Genomic DNA, 15,402 nt, shown 5'->3' with positions numbered 1-15,402 from the left:
AAAAGCTTCCGCCCTAACTTAGATTAAATTTCGTCATGCCTTCAAATGCATATATAAAATTTGAAAAGGACTTCTTAGGAGACGTTGAAAGAATTATTATTAGCCATAAACAATTAAACAATAATAAAAAAGGAGGCAAAAGAGCACTTGGACATATAACAAGAAGTGGAATAATAATGTTGAGCGCAGCATGGGAATTATATATAGAGGAATTAATAATAGAGTCTGTTAGAATAATATGTAACAGGATAGACAATCCAAGACTTTTACCCAAGAGAGTTCAAAAAGAGATATCATATTCTGTAAAATCATCAAAACACGAGTTAAAGCCTTTAGAACTTGCTGGAGATGGGTGGCGATCTGTATACATAAACCACGTGTTTGACAAAATTCAACATCATAATACACCAAATAGTGAAAATATAGATGATTTATTTTGGAGGTTTTTAGGGATTAAAGAAATTTCCAATAACTGGACCTATAAAAAAGAAGTAAATAAATTTATTAAATTAAGAGGCTGCATCGCTCACAGAGGAAGAGAAGCAGGATATATTACGATAAATAACCTAAAAAACTATAAGAAAATTATTGTTTATACAGCGATAGAAACTGATAATTTTGTTGCAGAATATATAAAAAATATTACTGAAGGATCTATGCCGTGGAGAAGAAGGCCAATAAATTAATATTTTTTTAAAAAGGAATTATTGTCTTGCCGGAAGGGGATTTTATCCCCTTCCGGAACGTTTCCGGAAGGGTTTCTAACCCTTCCATTTTCATGCCGCCGCCCTCTCCTGATCTTCTCTGAAACCGTCACGCCAGCATGAAGGGGCTGCAAGCCCCTTCGAAATGTTCCGGAACAGGATACAATCCTGTTCCGGCAATCACGGTTGGCCGCACTCAATGCCGGAAGGGGATTTTATCCCCTTCCGGAACGTTTCCGGAAGGGTTTCTAACCCTTCCACATTCATGCCGCCGTCCTCTCCTGATCTTCTCTGAAACCGGCACGCGGCCATGAAGGGGCTACAAGCCCCTTCGAATTGTTCCGGAACAGGATGCAATCCTGTTCCGGCAGTAAGCAATCACCAGGGGCTGGTGACTTTCAGCGGGCAATTTGGATTGGCCGACGACCATTTCCAGTATTCGGGCCGTTCCACATATCCCTTGCGCACGGGGTTTTCATGAATGTAGTTCAGCTTTTGCAGGAAAAAGCGTTCGTTCTCGATGACCTTGGGCTGATTGTCCTGCTTCCAAAGTCGAAACTGCCCTTTCTCATCCATGAACAACGGCAAGATATACGGTTCATGACAGCGCATGGTTTCATGAATGCGTTGCGCCGTGAAGCGCTTGAAGTCCCGCAGAACGGCAGCAGTATCCGGTGCGCGGATGATGAGGTGGAGATGATTGAGCATGAACACGAAACCGAAAATCTCCAAACCGCGCCGCTCCTGCAAGAAACGCAGGCTGTCCGCGAGAATATGCCAGCGATCATGACGGTCGAAAATATAATACCACTGCCGCACCGTGGGCGTGACGAAATAGGCGGCGGATGCGGCACCTTGCGGAATGTGCGTAATGGGCATGACAAGACTTAAATCGCTATCACTGATTGTTTGTTTTTAATGGAAAATGGCAGGGGTTGAAAACCCCTGCCAAACGTTCCGGAACAGGATACAATCCTGTTCCGGCAGCCACGGTTGGCCGCACTCAACACCGGAAGGGGATTTCATCCCCTTCCGGGACGTTTCGGGCGGGGTTTGAAGCCTCGCCCAACATCTGCCCCATCTGCAATCTCCTGGAGCCGCGCTGCCGCACGACGAGGTTAAAAAACTGCCGAGCAGTCGGCCATTGCAGGCGTATCCCGCCCAGCCTATGATCAATCCGTCAACCAGAGATTGGAGGGCCGGTCATGTCGGTGATTACCGTCGGCGCCTTTGAGGCGAAGACGAAGCTGTCCGAGCTGCTCAGGCGTGTGGAGCAGGGGGATGAGGTCATCATCACCCGCCACGGCAAGCCTGTGGCGCGCCTGTTGCCGCATCACCAAAAACGCTACTCCCCCAAGGAAGCCGAGGCAGCGCTGGAGAGATTGCGTGAATTGCGCAAGGGCGTTCGATTGGGTGGGATTGACTGGAGAGAATTGCGCGACGAGGGTCGACGCTGAAGCATGTTCGTGCTTGACGCTTCTGTGGCCATTGCATGGGTCTTTGAGGATGAAAAGACGCCGCAAACGGATGCGTTATTCAGGGATACCTGGGTGACGTCCGCCATCGTTCCGGAAATCTGGCCGCTGGAAGTAACAAATGTGCTTCTTACAGCGGAACGGCGCAAACGATTAAGTGCTGAAAAACGAGAGGAATATGCCAGGGTTTTCGCCTCCTTGCCGGTGGGCATTGTCGAAACACCGGCAGAAGAGGTCTTCGATAATATCCTTCCGCTCGCACACCAGGAAAGACTGACCACTTATGACGCCACTTATCTGCATCTAGCCATGCGGCTGAAAACCTCGCTGGCAACGCTGGACGAGGCCTTGCGCAATGCGGCGCAACGCAATGGCGTGGAGGTGTTGCCCAATTGAGATGCCCGCGCATTTCACCACACGATCATCACCACGCTCAAGGCCAGGAGCAGGGCCATGGCGCGGTTGAGGTGGCGTTCATAGGGCGTGCCCAGCACGTGGCGGCGCAAGAGGCCGCCGGAGAGATACCAGATGCCCACCGCCGGAAAGATCACCACGAAATAAACGGCCGCCGGCAACAGCCAGGCCTGCCCGGCAATCGCCGTGGTCGCCGCCGCCATGCCCCACGCCTTTGGATTGAGCCATTGCAGCAGCACCACCTGCCAGAATGAAACCGGGCGGTTGCGCCCCGCGCCTCCTTCCGTTTCATCATTCTCCGCCTCCGCCACGTGCCCGCCCGGTGCGGCGGTAAACAGCTTCCAGGCGATGGTGAGCAAAAAGGCCGCGCCCGCCCAGCGCAGGTATTCCATGCCCTGAAGCATCTGCTGGCCAAACACATGCACCGTGGCGGAAACCACCAGCACCATGAAGGGAAAGCCAAGGCAGATGCCAAGATACACGGGCAGCGCCCGCATCCGCCCAAAGCTGGCCGCGGTGCTTAGCATCAGCAGATTGTTTGGCCCCGGCGTGGCCGCGGTGGCAATCGCCGTGCTCACCAGCGCCAGAAGCACCTGCGTGTCAGGCATGAACGCCATGGTGACACATCCCGCTCCCCTTAAGATCCATCGACCGCATCTGCACCGCCCTTCACCCTGGCAAGATATGCGCGCAAATGATATGGGAATTACACTCTTTGCGGGATACTTTCCGCGCCACGGCAAACAATTCAAAAACGGCCGCCCCCCGCTCCAGGATGCATCATTGCCCTGCCCGGCGGGAAAAACAGCCGTTTGAAAAACAACGGGCCGGAAGGCGCCAATATCACTGCCCTCCGGCCCGTTCTCACAGGGATACAGTTTCGCAGGAACTCAGACGAGAATGGCGTAGATCTGTTCCACGCGCTCCCAGTGCTCCGTCTGCGGATTTTTCATCTCCGGATCGAGCACCTTGAACACCTTGGCCAGCGAGACGGTGATCCCGCCTGCCAGCTCCGGCAGCATGGCCTCAACGTCCTCGCCGATGGCCAGATCCAGCGCCGGAAGCTTCGCCAGATGCGCCAGAATATCGCTGGCGGAGAGCTCTTCGTCCATCTCCTTGAACTGCTGCATGCTCTCCTGCAGCCCCTTGGTCAGCGGCACATCCGCCTCCGTGATCACATCCCGGCCGTTCATCTTCGCCATGCGCTGCGCCATCAGCAGAAGATCGTGCAGGCGTTCGTTGACGAAATCATCCAGCCGCTTGATGTCGGACTTGTCGATATCCAGCCCGGCCGCCAGCCGGAACAGCTTCTCGAACTGCCGCACACCCATCACCATGGCTCAATCCTCCTCAATGTTGATCTTTCCGTTCCGCATCACTGACCGGCATCGCCCTCTTTAAGCGCCCGGGCGATATGCTGGGCCTGCTGCGCGTGCTTCTGTTCCTCGGCCAGCTCCCGTGCCGCCATCGCCGCCAGGATCATCAGCCATCCCTGCATGATCATCTCCACCGAGACGAGAATGCCGATCACCCAGATGTGCGAAACCGGCAGCGTGAAGGCAACGAAGCCGCCAAACAGCACGTTGATCAGACCCGCCAGCGCCAGCCAGGCCCAGGATTCGCCGGCCTTGAAGAATTTCCATGCGGTGATCAGCCGGATGATGCCGATGGCCATGAACAGCGAGGCCACGATAATGGTCAGCGCAAGGGAGGCCGCGCGCGGATCAACGAACACGATGATGGCGGTGACGATATAGACAAGACCGATAAGAATGTTGGCGATCCTGTGCCCCCAGGTCTTGTTCCGCTCCGCGATCGCCTGCGCGATGATGAAGGCGCCGGAAATCATCATCAGCGCACCGAAGACATAAACCGTTGCCAATGTCACCGCACTGGCCACGAACAGCCCCAGGGTGCCAAAGATCAGGGTGACGATCCCCAGCGCCATCACCGCCGTCCAGTTGGTGGATTGCAGCTCGATTAAAAATGCCCTGCCTGCTTCGGCATTGCTTGTTGCAGAAGTCGTATCGCTCATTGTCCCAGTCCTTTCTGTGTTCTTCCGGCGGATGGCGGGCGAAGAACGCACGAACACGGCAAAGGCCCCCGTTCTGACATCAGACATGAAACCGCCTTTGCGCAGAAACGGGCCACACCCCGCCCGCGCCACGCCATGCAACGCCCGCAATCCGCAAATCCGTTTCCGGTTGTTCCTCAAGGCGAGAGAAACGCGATCATGCCCTCTTCGCGCCGCACGTCTCAAAGACCAAACCGGTCACGAATAGGGCATGATGGTCGTCATGAACGTCTGCCCCCTGCCTCTTGCACCGTTCATGACGCTCTCCCGTTCCCGGATGTGTTGCCTCAATCTTCGGCTTTCAAGGCGGAAGGGAGAAAAAAGATGCAACAGGCCCACAAAACACCCGCCCCCGCACCATGACCAGCACCACCGCCAGAAAGGCGTTTCATATCATTGCCAAACACTTCGGCAGGACACGCGGCACGACACATATATCGTCATACCGGCGCAAGCCGGTATCTCAGGCCACAATCGCATGAGTTTGCGGCCCGAGCCCTAAGGCTTTCGCCCACGCTCGTCCAAGAAAATTCAAGAAGCGTGCTGCTGCCGCCAAATCGACCGAGGAAAAAGACTCTCCATGAGTTGGGAGGTGTTTGTTTAACTCATTGACAAAACACAATAAAACGTCATTGCCGGGCCCCGTCCCGGCTATCCAGGGCCAGGAATGAGGCGTTTTTGGTGGGCGATGGTGCTCACCAACAGGCTTGATCTGAACCGTATGCTTTTTGATGGGAGATTCCCCTCTAAGGATAGAGCCCAGAAAAACCGTTCCTGACAACCATCACCGCATGCGTAAATCGCCCCTGGATGCCCGGGACACGCCCGGGTAGACATTTTCCCATGGTTTTTCAATGAATTAAACAAACACTTGCCGTCAGAAGCTCAATTGGTCCCAGTACAGCGGGCGGCAGGCAGAAAGAGCGCATGATCCTAACCTCCCCCTGATAGGGGGAGGTCGGCGCGAAGCGCCGGGTGGGGGTCGGGCCGCAAGCGCAGCGCTGAGTTGCCCGACCCCCTCCCCGTCCCTCCCCCTACCAGGGGAAGGGGGAAAGTGGTGCTTCGTGTATGGAAAGAAATATCAAGGGCAACTGAGTTTATGACGTAACTAGTTGAACTTCCATAAGAAATATCACCCCTTAAGTTTTGGCAAGGGTGGAAGCATGCCTGGATAAAGACATCTGCATAGCATGTGATTAATCACGCTCTTCATGGCGAACATCATTCGCAACGCACAGAGCAATTGAATCAGGCACTACCGGACTGATCTACAGGGTGACAAGGTAGATGGCAACGTTGTGTCATATGGTATGATCTCCACCCCCGCGAAGGCCGCATGCCTTTGAAACGCGCGGATTTCAGGAAACCCAGCCGCACATATTCTCCCGCGCCAGCGTGGCCAGCATGGCAAGGCCCGTGGGCGTGGCGTTCAGACAGGGCACCACCGCATAATTCTCTCCGCCATGGGCCAAGAAGGTCTCGCGCCCGGCAATGGCGATCTCCTCCAAAGTCTCCAGACAATCCGCCGCAAACGCCGGCGTGATCACCAAAAGGTTCTCCACGCCCTCTTCCGCCAGCCGCCGCAACGTTTCATCCGTATAGGGCTGCAGCCATTCCGCCCGCCCCAGGCGCGACTGAAAGGTGGTCAGCAGCATCTCATCGGGCAGATTGAGCCGCGCTTTCAGCAACCGCGATGTCTCCATGCAGTGCCGCTCGTAAGGATCGCCCTTCTCCACACAAGTCTTCGGTAACCCGTGATAGGAGGCGATGATCCGCTGCGGTCTCCAGTCCAGCCCCGCCATGGCCGCCTGCACACTCTCGGCCAGCGCATCGATATAGGCCGGATGATCATAATAGGGCGGCACGAACCGCAGCGTTGGCTGATGCCGCATGCCGGCCAGCACGCGAAATACCTCATCCACCACCGTCGCCGTCGTCGTGGCGGAATACTGCGGATAAAGCGGAAAAATGACGATGCGCTCATGCCCCTCTGCCATGAGCGCATGCAGGCGCGCCGCAATGGACGGCTGGCCATAGCGCATGGCCCAGTCCACCCGCACCGCATCGCCAAAGACCTCACGCAGGCCTTCCGCCTGCCGGCGCGTGATCTGTTTCAGGGGAGCCTCGCCACTGTCCGCATCCCAGATGCTGGCATAGGCCTTCGCCGAGCGCGGGCTGCGAAAGGGCAGGATGATCCCGTGCAGCACGAACCACCATATGGCCCTTGGCGCCTCGATCACGCGGCGATCGGAAAGAAATTCGCGCAAATACCGGCGCACATCCGCCGTTTGAGGCGAATCCGGCGATCCCAGATTGACAAGCAGCAGGGCCGGCGGTTTTGCGGACATGGAATGAAGCACTCCCTGGTCACGGTATCCGTCGCGGACGGCTTCTCAAGGCCGCCCAGTGATGCCCGCATCATGGCGCCGGCGTCAAGCCGGCATTCTTCACCACAGAGAAGCCAAAGGCTTTTCCCCTTCATCCCTTCAGCGCCTTGTGCGGGAGAACCGCATGGGTCAGCCAGTTGGCGATTTCCAGCGTGCGCAATCTGAAATCGAGCGCATCATCCTCCGCGCCATAGAGAAAGCGCAAGGCCCGATCCTGCGGGTCCTCATGCAGGCGCAGCAAACCGGCGGCATAACGCTCCACCGCCGCCTCATCCTCGAACAGGCCCAGCGAAACAAGCCGCGCCTTGCGACAGCGCATGTGCAGCGCCACCTCGCGCGCATCGAACTCCGGATGATACTGCACCGCCCAGAACAGCCCCGGTCCGTGGCGAATGTCCACCGCCTGCACCGGCGTGAAGGCGTTTTCCGCCAAAAGCACCGCCCCCGGCGGCAGGCGCGTGGCCATATCATCATGCACCGCCCAGGCATCGAACACATCCGGCTTGCCCGCATACATGGGATGACCGCGCCCGGCCGCCGTCAGCCGGATCTTGCGCGCAAGCCCCGTTTCACGCCCGTTGGGATTGGGCCCGCAATCCCCACCCGCGGCCATGACCGCCACCTGCAGCGCCCAGCAGGAGCCGAACTGCGGAACCCCTGCTGCAAACACCTCCCGGGCAAAGGCGATCTGCCGCGTCACTTCCGGCGCACCGGAATGGATGGTCAGCGACGATCCCGTCCACACCACGCCGTCAAAACCGGTCAGCGTCTCCCCCCTGGGCAAAGCGGCATCGGCATCGGCCACAAACAGGCTGACGCTCTCAATCTTTGCGTTCAGGCGCTTCAGTGTCTCGGCATAAAGATCGCAAGCCAGCGCAATGCCGCAATCGACAAGGTCCTGCCGCCCGTTTCGCGAATAGCCGTCCACGACAAGAAGCCGCACCGTCATCACCCTTTCTCCTGTATGCCGAAAGAAAAACGCCGTGCCCCCCGGGGCATTGCAGGCATAGGCCAACACATCCGCCGGGAAAAGACGAAAAAGGTCATGACGGGGGACCTCGCTCCCTGATCAGCCTTTGACAGGTGCCGCCGCACCGCCCATGTTCAGCCTGAAAGAGAAAGAAGGCCGATGCTGCCAATCATGCCAGGGAAGGAGCCTGTCCATGACCCATGTCGTGACCGGGGGTGCCGTGGCGGCCGGACACGAATTGACTGTCCGCGCCGGGATCTTCGCGCTTGAAGAAGGCGGCAATGCCGTTGATGCCGCCATTGCCGCCGCCTTCATGGCCACCGTGGTGGAGCCGGTGCTGGCCTCGCCGGGGGGCGGCGGCTTTGCCATAATCGGCCGGGTGAACAATGCCGATGAGACGATCCTGTGCGACTTTTTCGCCCAGACACCAAAACACCGAAACGACACGGCCGAATTCACCGCCATTGAGGCCGATTTCAGCACCACCACCCAGACCTTTCACATCGGCGCCGGCAGCACGGCCACGCCCGGCTTCATCCCCGGGCTTTTCGCCCTGCATGAACGCTTCGCCAGACTGCCGATGCAAACCCTCCTCTCTCCTGCCCGCGAGGTGGCGGAGAAGGGCCATAAGGTCAACGCCTTTCAGGCCTTCCTCTTCCGCGTCGTCGCCCCCATCCTGCTCGCCACGGAAGAAAGCCGCGCCCTGTTTGCGCCATCGGGCGCGCTGCTTGCGCAAGGGGACACGCTCGTCAACCCCGGGCTTGCCCGGCTTTTTGCCCGCCTGGCTGACGGCGGCAAGACGGCCTGGCATGAAGAGGTTGCTCCCGCCCTTCTCTCGCTCATGGCGGAACGCGGCCATCTCCGGGAGGAGGATCTGCGCACCTATCACGTAGCCTGGCGCACGCCGCTGCATCTGGAAACGGCGCAGGGCACCGCTTTCCTCAACCCGCCGCCGGCCGCATCCGGCGTCATGATCGCGCTGGCTGAAAACTTTCTGCAGGAGATAACGGACGAGAGGGCCGAGTGCGCCGCCTGCGCCTGGGCGGAAGCCCTGCGCCGGGTCGATGATCTGCGCCGCCAGTCCGGGCATGATGTGACCGCCCTCGCCGCCGCGCTTGCCCATCCTGCATCCCGCCGCGGCACAACGCACATCTCGGCCGTTGATTCTGAGGGGCTTGCCTGCGCCATCACCGTCTCCAATGGCGAGGGCAATGGCCAGATCGTTCCCGGCTACGGCTTCATGCCCAACAACATGCTGGGCGAGGAAGACGTCAATCCTCATGGGGATACCGGCTGGCCTGTGGATGTGCGCCTCTCCTCCATGATGGCGCCCACGCTCGCCCGCGCATCAAACGGCCGCTTTCTCGCCTTCGGCTCCGGCGGATCCAACCGCATTCGCTCCGTCATCTTTCTCATGCTGCAGCGCCTGCTCGCCGAGGGCCGCGCCCTCAAGGATGCTGTCGAAGCCCCGCGCCTGCATGTGGAAGACGGCCACCTCGATGCCGAACCCGGCTGGCCGGAGAACGTCCGGGCCGAACTGGCGCGCCACTTTCCCGATCACCGCTTCTGGCAGGAAAAGAGCCTGTTCTTTGGCGGCTGCCATGCCGTGGAGCGTTCCGCCACCGGCGATCTCTTCGCCCATGGTGACAGCCGCCGCGCCGGCCATGCCGCCATCATCTGAAAGTTTCACGCACGGATGTGAAGTCTCCTTGAGGGCGAGAAAAAGCTGCCGCCGGAAGAATATTTGAGGCTGTCCCGGACCTGCATCGGGATCCCGACTGTGCAGGGCGGCAGATCAAAAGATGCATCTTTCCATCCTCCCCCTGATAGGGGGAGGTCGGCCCCGCAAGGGGCCGGGTGGGGGTCGGGCCGCACGCGCATGAGTTCATTGCCCGACCCCCTCCCCCTACCAGGGGGAGGGAAAAAGTGGTGCTTTACGTTTGAAAGGAATATTCAAGAGCAACTGAGCTGATGACGTTTTCTTTTATATATCAATGAGTTAAACAATAGCCCCAGACACATGCACAGGCATTATTTCTCGCTCGACAGGATGGATGCGCAGCACTTCTCAAATTTTTCTGAACAACACTGCCCGCAAACATGAAACGCCTGCGGAGAGGCAAAGGAAAGCACTCTTGCATGCGAGAGAGTATCAGGCGCGGGCGGCCATGTGCGCAGGCGCGCCGTTGGCCAGCTCGCGGAGCGCCGGTTCGTTGAGGATGGTCACCTTGGAGCGCCCTTTCAGGGCGATGAGCCCGCGCCGCTCCAGCTCCTTCAGGCCGCGCGAGACCGTCTCCGGCTGCAGCCCCATGTAATCGGCAATATCGGCGCGGCGCAGGGCGAGATCCACGGTCTTGAGGCTGTCGCCGCCCAGCTGGCGCCTGCGGCATTCGAAGATGTAGGCCGCCAGCCGCTCCGGCGCCGACTTCTTGCCCAGATCCACCGAATGCTCCGCCGCCAGGTGAATCTGCTCGCGCATGTTGTCGATAGTCACCGCCTGCACATCGGGATTGTCGCGCATCAGGCGATCGAAGGTTTCCGAATCGAGCGCACAGATCCGCGCCGGCGTCAGCGCCACCAGCTGCCCGGCCGGCCGCTGGGTGGGCCGTCTGAGATCGATGATGTCCCCCTGCCAGAACAGCGTGGCGATGGAGCGGCGCCCGTCCTTGAGCACATGCTGCAGGCCGATGACGCCATCGATCACCGCGATGATGGGATTGCGCTGCAAAAGCCGGGCCGAGACCGGCTGCTTGCGATTGATGCTGGTGGGATTGGACCGCGCCGAAAGCTCCACCAGCTCGCCCACTGACATTTGCGCACAGATCAGCTGACTGTCCATGCGCAAGGCACAGAACCGGCATTTGTCGGCGATGGTTGCGGCGGGCCTGTCCATTGGCGCGTCCCGGATTGTCCCTTCCCAGTTCCCTCCTGTGCCTTGCACTCTAGAAAGCGCAGAAAAGCCTGCATTGACGATGGTCAAGTTTTTTGCGCGCTTTCCCTGCCGAAAAGGCACAAACTTTGCATCTTTCATGCCGGTGCACGGAATGGATCTGGGCAGAGCTGAAGCCTGTGCCTATTATATCGGACAAGGAAAAACCGGACTGACCGCCTCATGGCGCGCAAAGGAGCACACAGGTATTTCGCGCCTCATGGCGAGAACCGATCGGGGAGAGGACCGAGATGGCAAACGACAGGAAGGAGACGGCCCGCAAGGTTCTGCAGATGCTGGAACTGACCAATCTGGCGGCAGACTGCAACGAGGAGAAGGTGCGGGAACTCTGCGCCCTGGCACGCACGCCCCATGGCGACGTTGCCGCCGTTTGCGTGCCGCAGAAATTCGTCTCTCTCGCCCGCGATCTTCTGAAAGGCTCGCGCATCGCTGTGACCACCGTGGCCAACTGGCCGCGCGGCCGCTCGAAGGTGGACTATGTGGCGGCCGAGGCGGAAATCGCCTTTTTCGAGGGCGCCGATGAGGTCAATGTCGTCATGCCCTGGCGGCAGGTGATCCAGCGCGAGGAACGCACACCGGCCTCCATGATGGAAGAATGCGCTCGCATGGCCGGCCGCCGCCAGTTCATCAAGGCCACGCTCGAGGCCGGCCAGTATGAGGAAGATTGGCTTTTGCGCGATGCCACCCGTGTCGCCATCGACAACGGCGCCGAATTTATCGAGACCGAATCCGGCAAGACCGACCGCCGCTGCACCCTCGATCAGGCCCGGGTGATTCTGGAAGAGATGAAGGCGCACCACCGCGACAGCGGCTTCAAGGTCGGCAATGTCAGAACGCTGGATGAAGCCGCGGCCTATCTCGCCCTCATCGCCGAGATCATGGGCGCGGACTGGCTGGAGGATGACAACGTCCGCATTGGCGGCGGCCCTGACCTTCTGGAGGAAATCCTCGCCGAGCTCAACGCCCGCGAGGCCGCCTGACCCTGAAGGCTGACACGCCGGCACAGCCGCATCGGATGAATGGCCAAAACGGGCTTTTCCGCCTGTTTCAACAATGAAAACACTCGCCCGGAGCAATAAACCGGGCCTGACCCGCGCGACAAACAGGCCTTTACGCCATCAGGACAAAAGCGTATCGCCTTCGCCCAACACAAGCCCGGGGGCCAATGCCTCCGGGGCTAGGTGCAGATGAATGAGTGCAGGGCGCCCCGTATCGGTCGCGGCGCGCGCCGCCTCAAGTGCCGCGGGAAAATCCTCCGTCCTGTTCACCCTTAAGCCCACGCCGCCGCAAGCCTCGGCATAAGCGGCGAAATCGGGATTGATCAGCGCCGTTGCGCAATCCCTTCCCGGAAACTTGCGCACCTGATGCAGGCGAATGGTGCCATACTGGCCATTGTCGGCGACGATGACGAGAATGCCGAGGCCGTATTGCACGGCGGTGATAAAGTCCTGCATCGTCATCTGAAAACAGCCATCGCCGGCAAAACAGATCACCGGCCGCTCCCGCCGGGCGAGCTTGGCGGCAATGGCTGCCGGCAGGCCATAGCCCATGGAGCCGGAAACCGGCGCCAGCTGCGTGCCCCAGCGGCGATAGCGCCAGAACCGGTGCACCCACAGCGCATAGTTGCCGGCGCCGTTGGTGATTATCGTCTCCTCCGGCATGTGTTCGCGCAAATGGAGGATCACCTGCCCGAAATCCACATCCCCCGGCATCGGCGGCGGCGTCTCGCTCCAGGCCAGATAATCCGCATGCGCCTCCTTCATCCAGCTCTCATCCTTTGCGGCAATGCCCGAAATGCTCTCCGCCACGGCCTCGAGAAAGGCTTCCGGCACTGCCTGAATGCCTAAGTCTGGATGATAGACCCGGCCGATCTCGGCGCCGCTTGCGTGAATCTGGATCAGACGCTGCTGCGGGTGCGGAATGGACAGAAGCGTATAACCCTGCGCGGGCACTTCCGCCATGCGCGCGCCAAGGAGGATCAGCAGATCGGCCTGCTCGATCCGCGCTTTCAAGGCGGGATTGAGCGCAAAGCCGACATCGCCGGCATAAGACTCATGCAGGGGATCACACAGCATCTGCCGCCTGAAGGAAACGGCCACGGGGATCTTCAATGTCGCAGCCACCTCCATCAGCAGCGTGCGCGCCCGCGCCGTCCAGCGTGATCCGCCTGCGATGATCAGCGGCCGTTTGGCCTCCGCCAGATGCGCGAGAAACAGCCGCACACTCTCCGCATCCGCCCCCGGCCGTGCAGCCTCCGCCCTCCCTGCCACATGCTGACACCCATCGTCCGCGCAGGATCCGGAAAGCACATCCTCCGGCAGCGCCAGCACCACCGGCCCGGGCCTTTCCGCCATGGCCACATGAAAGGCCCGTGAGATCACCTCGGGCAGGCGCGCGGTTTCGCAAACCTCCTCCACATGCCGGGCCATGCCGCCGAAAAAGAGAGCCGGATCCATCTCCTGAAACGCGCCGCGATGGCGATGCCCGCGCGCCACCTGCCCCATCATCAGAATCATCGGCGTTGAATCATGAGAGGCCACATGCACACCCGCAGAGGCATTGGTGGCCCCCGGCGCCCGCGTCACCAGCGCCACACCGGGGCGACCGGTGAGCTTGCCGGTGGCTTCCGCCGCCATGGCCGCGGTGGATTCATGCCGGCAGGTGATCACCGTAATGCCCGATCCGTCCAGCGCCGCCAGGATCGGCAGATAACTCTCGCCCGGAACGCAGAAAACCCGCTCAACCCCTTGCGCCTTCAGCGCCGCCACCAGCAGCTCGCCACCTGTCGGCATGCCACACTCCCGATCAATGTGTCCCGCTTGATCTCAAACCGCCCTTGCCCCTGTGAACCAAGGCGGCATTGGCCGTCATCGGCGGCAAGCATGTGCCCATGCCGCCGATCTCGTCCATTCCCCCTTCGATGGGGGTGCAGGGACGCGCGAAAAAACAGCCCGAAAGCGGCCGTCAACAAGCAGAGGGTTTCAGCCGCATGGGCAGCCCCGCCACCATGAACACCGCCTCATCCACCGTTTGCGCCAGCAACTGGTTGGCCATGCCTGCCTCGTCCCGAAAGCACCGGCCCATCGGCGTTTCCGGCACGATCCCCAGGCCCACCTCGTTGGAGACGAGGCAAATCGTCCCCGGCAGCGTGTGCAGCGCATCGCACAGAAGCGCCACCTCCTCGCCGATGTTGCGCCCCGCATGCATGAGATTGCTCAGCCACAGCGTGATGCAGTCCACCAGAACGAAAGTCTGCCGCTTGCACACGCTGCGCAACGCCGCCACCAGCTCCAGCGGCTCTTCCACCGTTTCCCAGGCCGTGCCACGCCGCGCCTTGTGAATGGCGATTCGCTGCGCCATTTCGGCATCGCCCGGTTCCGCCGTCGCCAGATAGACCCGCGGGCCCGCATGGGCCTCGCCCAGATGTTCCGCATGCCGGCTCTTGCCGGAGCGCGCACCGCCGAGAACGAGTATGCTGTGGGCCATGACGCCTCCTCCCAAGGTATCGACAGCAAAGTCTATCAGAATTGCGCCGAAGTGTGCTATGGCCTGCCCAGGATCATCCGGAGACAGGCTCATGCACGAGACTGGGCAGGACAGCCCCACGGGCAGCGCAGAAGGCGGCAACGGCGACAACCGGCCCGAAAACTGGCCGCGCATCGCCTTCGTCGCCGCCGACAGCGAGGAGGCGCAACAGGCGCTCAAAGAACTGGAAAAGCGCTATCCGCACGTGCCGGAAGAGGAAGCCGACGTGATCGTCGCCCTCGGCGGCGATGGCCTGATCCTGCACACCATGCACAGGATCCTTGGCACCAGGAAGGCCATCTTCGGCATGAACCGCGGCTCCGTCGGCTTTCTCATGAACGATTATTCGCCGGACAATCTTCTGGAGCGCCTGCGCCGTGCCGAGGTGACGGAGATTCACCCCTTGCGCATGCTGGCCGAGGATGTGCAGGGCAACGATCATCAGGCCCTCGCCTTCAACGAGGTGTCGCTCTTCCGCCAGACCCATCAGGCCGCCAAGCTGCGCATCATCATCGACGGCAAGGTGCGCATGGAAGAGCTCATCTGCGACGGCATCATCATTGCCACCCCGGCGGGCTCCACGGCCTACAACCTCTCCGCCCACGGTCCCATTCTGCCCATCGGCGCGCCCCTGCTGGCGCTCACGCCCATCTCTCCTTTCCGCCCGCGCCGCTGGAAGGGCGCCATCCTGCCCAAGGAGGCGCATGTGCGCATCGAGGTGCTGGAGGCGAAAAAGCGTCCCGTCGCCGCCGTTGCCGACAACCGGGAATATCGCAACATCGCCTGGGTGGAGGTTGAACAGGATGAAAGCGTCTCCGCCCGCCTCATGTTCGATCCCGGCCATTCCCTCGCCGAGCGCATCATCAACGAGCAATTCGTCTACTGAACCCCCGCAGACGAAGC

15 protein-coding genes are annotated in these 15,402 nt (G+C 60.0%); 6 read left to right on the top strand and 9 right to left on the bottom strand.

All coding sequences use genetic code 11. From position 1 onward, the window contains the following. Positions 1 to 35 precede the first annotated feature (35 nt). Complete coding sequence (locus tag EK16_RS11815; protein WP_081910155.1) at positions 36 to 686, top strand: HEPN domain-containing protein; 651 nt, start codon at positions 36 to 38, stop codon at positions 684 to 686. A gap of 396 nt (positions 687 to 1,082) precedes the next feature. Here EK16_RS11815 and EK16_RS01870 read toward each other — a convergent pair whose 3' ends face one another. Further along, entirely contained in the window at positions 1,083 to 1,583 is a 501-nt protein-coding gene (locus EK16_RS01870) for an REP-associated tyrosine transposase (protein ID WP_051928775.1), read from the bottom strand. A gap of 326 nt (positions 1,584 to 1,909) precedes the next feature. Here EK16_RS01870 and EK16_RS01865 point away from each other — a divergent pair, with 326 nt between their 5' ends. Both EK16_RS01865 and EK16_RS01860 read left to right on the top strand, forming a co-directional pair. After that, complete coding sequence (locus EK16_RS01865; RefSeq protein WP_038034014.1) at positions 1,910 to 2,161, top strand: type II toxin-antitoxin system Phd/YefM family antitoxin; 252 nt, start codon at positions 1,910 to 1,912, stop codon at positions 2,159 to 2,161. A gap of 3 nt (positions 2,162 to 2,164) precedes the next feature. After that, entirely contained in the window at positions 2,165 to 2,575 is a 411-nt protein-coding gene (locus tag EK16_RS01860; protein ID WP_038034013.1) for a type II toxin-antitoxin system VapC family toxin, read from the top strand. A 14-nt stretch (positions 2,576 to 2,589) separates the two neighbouring features. Here the strand turns inward: EK16_RS01860 and EK16_RS01855 are convergent, their stop codons facing one another. The 5 genes from EK16_RS01855 to EK16_RS01835 all read right to left on the bottom strand — a co-directional run bounded on the left by EK16_RS01855 (position 2,590) and on the right by EK16_RS01835 (position 8,003). Then, entirely contained in the window at positions 2,590 to 3,210 is a 621-nt protein-coding gene (locus EK16_RS01855) for a LysE family translocator (RefSeq protein ID WP_051928774.1), read from the bottom strand. A gap of 273 nt (positions 3,211 to 3,483) precedes the next feature. After that, positions 3,484 to 3,930 carry a DUF1931 family protein gene (locus EK16_RS01850; RefSeq protein WP_038034011.1) on the bottom strand — a complete coding sequence of 149 codons (447 nt, stop codon included), beginning with the start codon at positions 3,928 to 3,930 and terminating at the stop codon, positions 3,484 to 3,486. Between the two features lie 38 nt (positions 3,931 to 3,968). Next, positions 3,969 to 4,628, bottom strand: coding sequence for an HdeD family acid-resistance protein (locus tag EK16_RS11255; RefSeq protein ID WP_197059575.1), 660 nt, complete (start codon positions 4,626 to 4,628; stop codon positions 3,969 to 3,971). A gap of 1,397 nt (positions 4,629 to 6,025) precedes the next feature. Then, on the bottom strand, positions 6,026 to 7,015 hold the full coding sequence (hemH, locus tag EK16_RS01840; RefSeq protein WP_038034006.1) for a ferrochelatase: 990 nt from the start codon (positions 7,013 to 7,015) through the stop codon (positions 6,026 to 6,028). A gap of 130 nt (positions 7,016 to 7,145) precedes the next feature. Beyond that, entirely contained in the window at positions 7,146 to 8,003 is an 858-nt protein-coding gene (locus EK16_RS01835; RefSeq protein ID WP_038034274.1) for a type 1 glutamine amidotransferase, read from the bottom strand. A 214-nt stretch (positions 8,004 to 8,217) separates the two neighbouring features. On the opposite strand from EK16_RS01835, the gene EK16_RS01830 reads away from it, so the two are divergent. After that, positions 8,218 to 9,705 (top strand): gamma-glutamyltransferase, encoded by a 1,488-nt coding sequence (locus tag EK16_RS01830; RefSeq protein ID WP_038034004.1) that lies wholly within the window; start codon positions 8,218 to 8,220, stop codon positions 9,703 to 9,705. A 471-nt stretch (positions 9,706 to 10,176) separates the two neighbouring features. On the opposite strand, the gene EK16_RS01825 is transcribed toward EK16_RS01830, so the two are convergent. After that, positions 10,177 to 10,917, bottom strand: coding sequence for a Crp/Fnr family transcriptional regulator (locus EK16_RS01825; protein WP_038034001.1), 741 nt, complete (start codon positions 10,915 to 10,917; stop codon positions 10,177 to 10,179). A gap of 287 nt (positions 10,918 to 11,204) precedes the next feature. On the opposite strand from EK16_RS01825, the gene deoC reads away from it, so the two are divergent. Next, the gene (deoC, locus tag EK16_RS01820; protein WP_038033999.1) at positions 11,205 to 11,954 is read left to right on the top strand and encodes a deoxyribose-phosphate aldolase; all 750 of its coding nucleotides are present in this window, start codon (positions 11,205 to 11,207) and stop codon (positions 11,952 to 11,954) included. Between the two features lie 138 nt (positions 11,955 to 12,092). On the opposite strand, the gene EK16_RS01815 is transcribed toward deoC, so the two are convergent. Both EK16_RS01815 and cobU read right to left on the bottom strand, forming a co-directional pair. Further along, positions 12,093 to 13,766: a thiamine pyrophosphate-dependent enzyme gene (locus EK16_RS01815; protein ID WP_051928771.1), complete on the bottom strand. Its 1,674-nt coding sequence runs from the start codon at positions 13,764 to 13,766 to the stop codon at positions 12,093 to 12,095. A gap of 172 nt (positions 13,767 to 13,938) precedes the next feature. Continuing rightward, the gene (gene cobU / locus EK16_RS01810; RefSeq protein ID WP_038033991.1) at positions 13,939 to 14,460 is read right to left on the bottom strand and encodes a bifunctional adenosylcobinamide kinase/adenosylcobinamide-phosphate guanylyltransferase; all 522 of its coding nucleotides are present in this window, start codon (positions 14,458 to 14,460) and stop codon (positions 13,939 to 13,941) included. A 91-nt stretch (positions 14,461 to 14,551) separates the two neighbouring features. On the opposite strand from cobU, the gene EK16_RS01805 reads away from it, so the two are divergent. Further along, positions 14,552 to 15,385 carry an NAD kinase gene (locus tag EK16_RS01805; RefSeq protein ID WP_156098426.1) on the top strand — a complete coding sequence of 278 codons (834 nt, stop codon included), beginning with the start codon at positions 14,552 to 14,554 and terminating at the stop codon, positions 15,383 to 15,385. The last annotated feature ends 17 nt before the right edge of the window (positions 15,386 to 15,402 follow it).

It is taken from the genome of Thermopetrobacter sp. TC1, assembly GCF_000746275.1.
Taxonomy (GTDB): domain Bacteria; phylum Pseudomonadota; class Alphaproteobacteria; order Rhizobiales; family Aestuariivirgaceae; genus Thermopetrobacter.
This window is presented reverse-complemented; position numbering and strand designations above follow the sequence as displayed.

Coding starts and splice junctions, on each gene's coding strand:
- hemH (WP_038034006.1), bottom strand. CDS start 7,015: ATGTCCGCAAAACCGCCGGCCCTGCTGCTTGTCAATCTGGGATCGCCG.
- EK16_RS01870 (WP_051928775.1), bottom strand. CDS start 1,583: ATGCCCATTACGCACATTCCGCAAGGTGCCGCATCCGCCGCCTATTTC.
- EK16_RS01855 (WP_051928774.1), bottom strand. CDS start 3,210: ATGGCGTTCATGCCTGACACGCAGGTGCTTCTGGCGCTGGTGAGCACG.
- EK16_RS01835 (WP_038034274.1), bottom strand. CDS start 8,003: ATGACGGTGCGGCTTCTTGTCGTGGACGGCTATTCGCGAAACGGGCGG.
- EK16_RS01805 (WP_156098426.1), top strand. CDS start 14,552: ATGCACGAGACTGGGCAGGACAGCCCCACGGGCAGCGCAGAAGGCGGC.
- EK16_RS01830 (WP_038034004.1), top strand. CDS start 8,218: ATGACCCATGTCGTGACCGGGGGTGCCGTGGCGGCCGGACACGAATTG.
- EK16_RS01815 (WP_051928771.1), bottom strand. CDS start 13,766: ATGCCGACAGGTGGCGAGCTGCTGGTGGCGGCGCTGAAGGCGCAAGGG.
- EK16_RS11815 (WP_081910155.1), top strand. CDS start 36: ATGCCTTCAAATGCATATATAAAATTTGAAAAGGACTTCTTAGGAGAC.
- EK16_RS11255 (WP_197059575.1), bottom strand. CDS start 4,628: ATGAGCGATACGACTTCTGCAACAAGCAATGCCGAAGCAGGCAGGGCA.
- cobU (WP_038033991.1), bottom strand. CDS start 14,460: ATGGCCCACAGCATACTCGTTCTCGGCGGTGCGCGCTCCGGCAAGAGC.
- EK16_RS01850 (WP_038034011.1), bottom strand. CDS start 3,930: ATGGTGATGGGTGTGCGGCAGTTCGAGAAGCTGTTCCGGCTGGCGGCC.
- EK16_RS01825 (WP_038034001.1), bottom strand. CDS start 10,917: ATGGACAGGCCCGCCGCAACCATCGCCGACAAATGCCGGTTCTGTGCC.
- EK16_RS01860 (WP_038034013.1), top strand. CDS start 2,165: ATGTTCGTGCTTGACGCTTCTGTGGCCATTGCATGGGTCTTTGAGGAT.
- deoC (WP_038033999.1), top strand. CDS start 11,205: ATGGCAAACGACAGGAAGGAGACGGCCCGCAAGGTTCTGCAGATGCTG.
- EK16_RS01865 (WP_038034014.1), top strand. CDS start 1,910: ATGTCGGTGATTACCGTCGGCGCCTTTGAGGCGAAGACGAAGCTGTCC.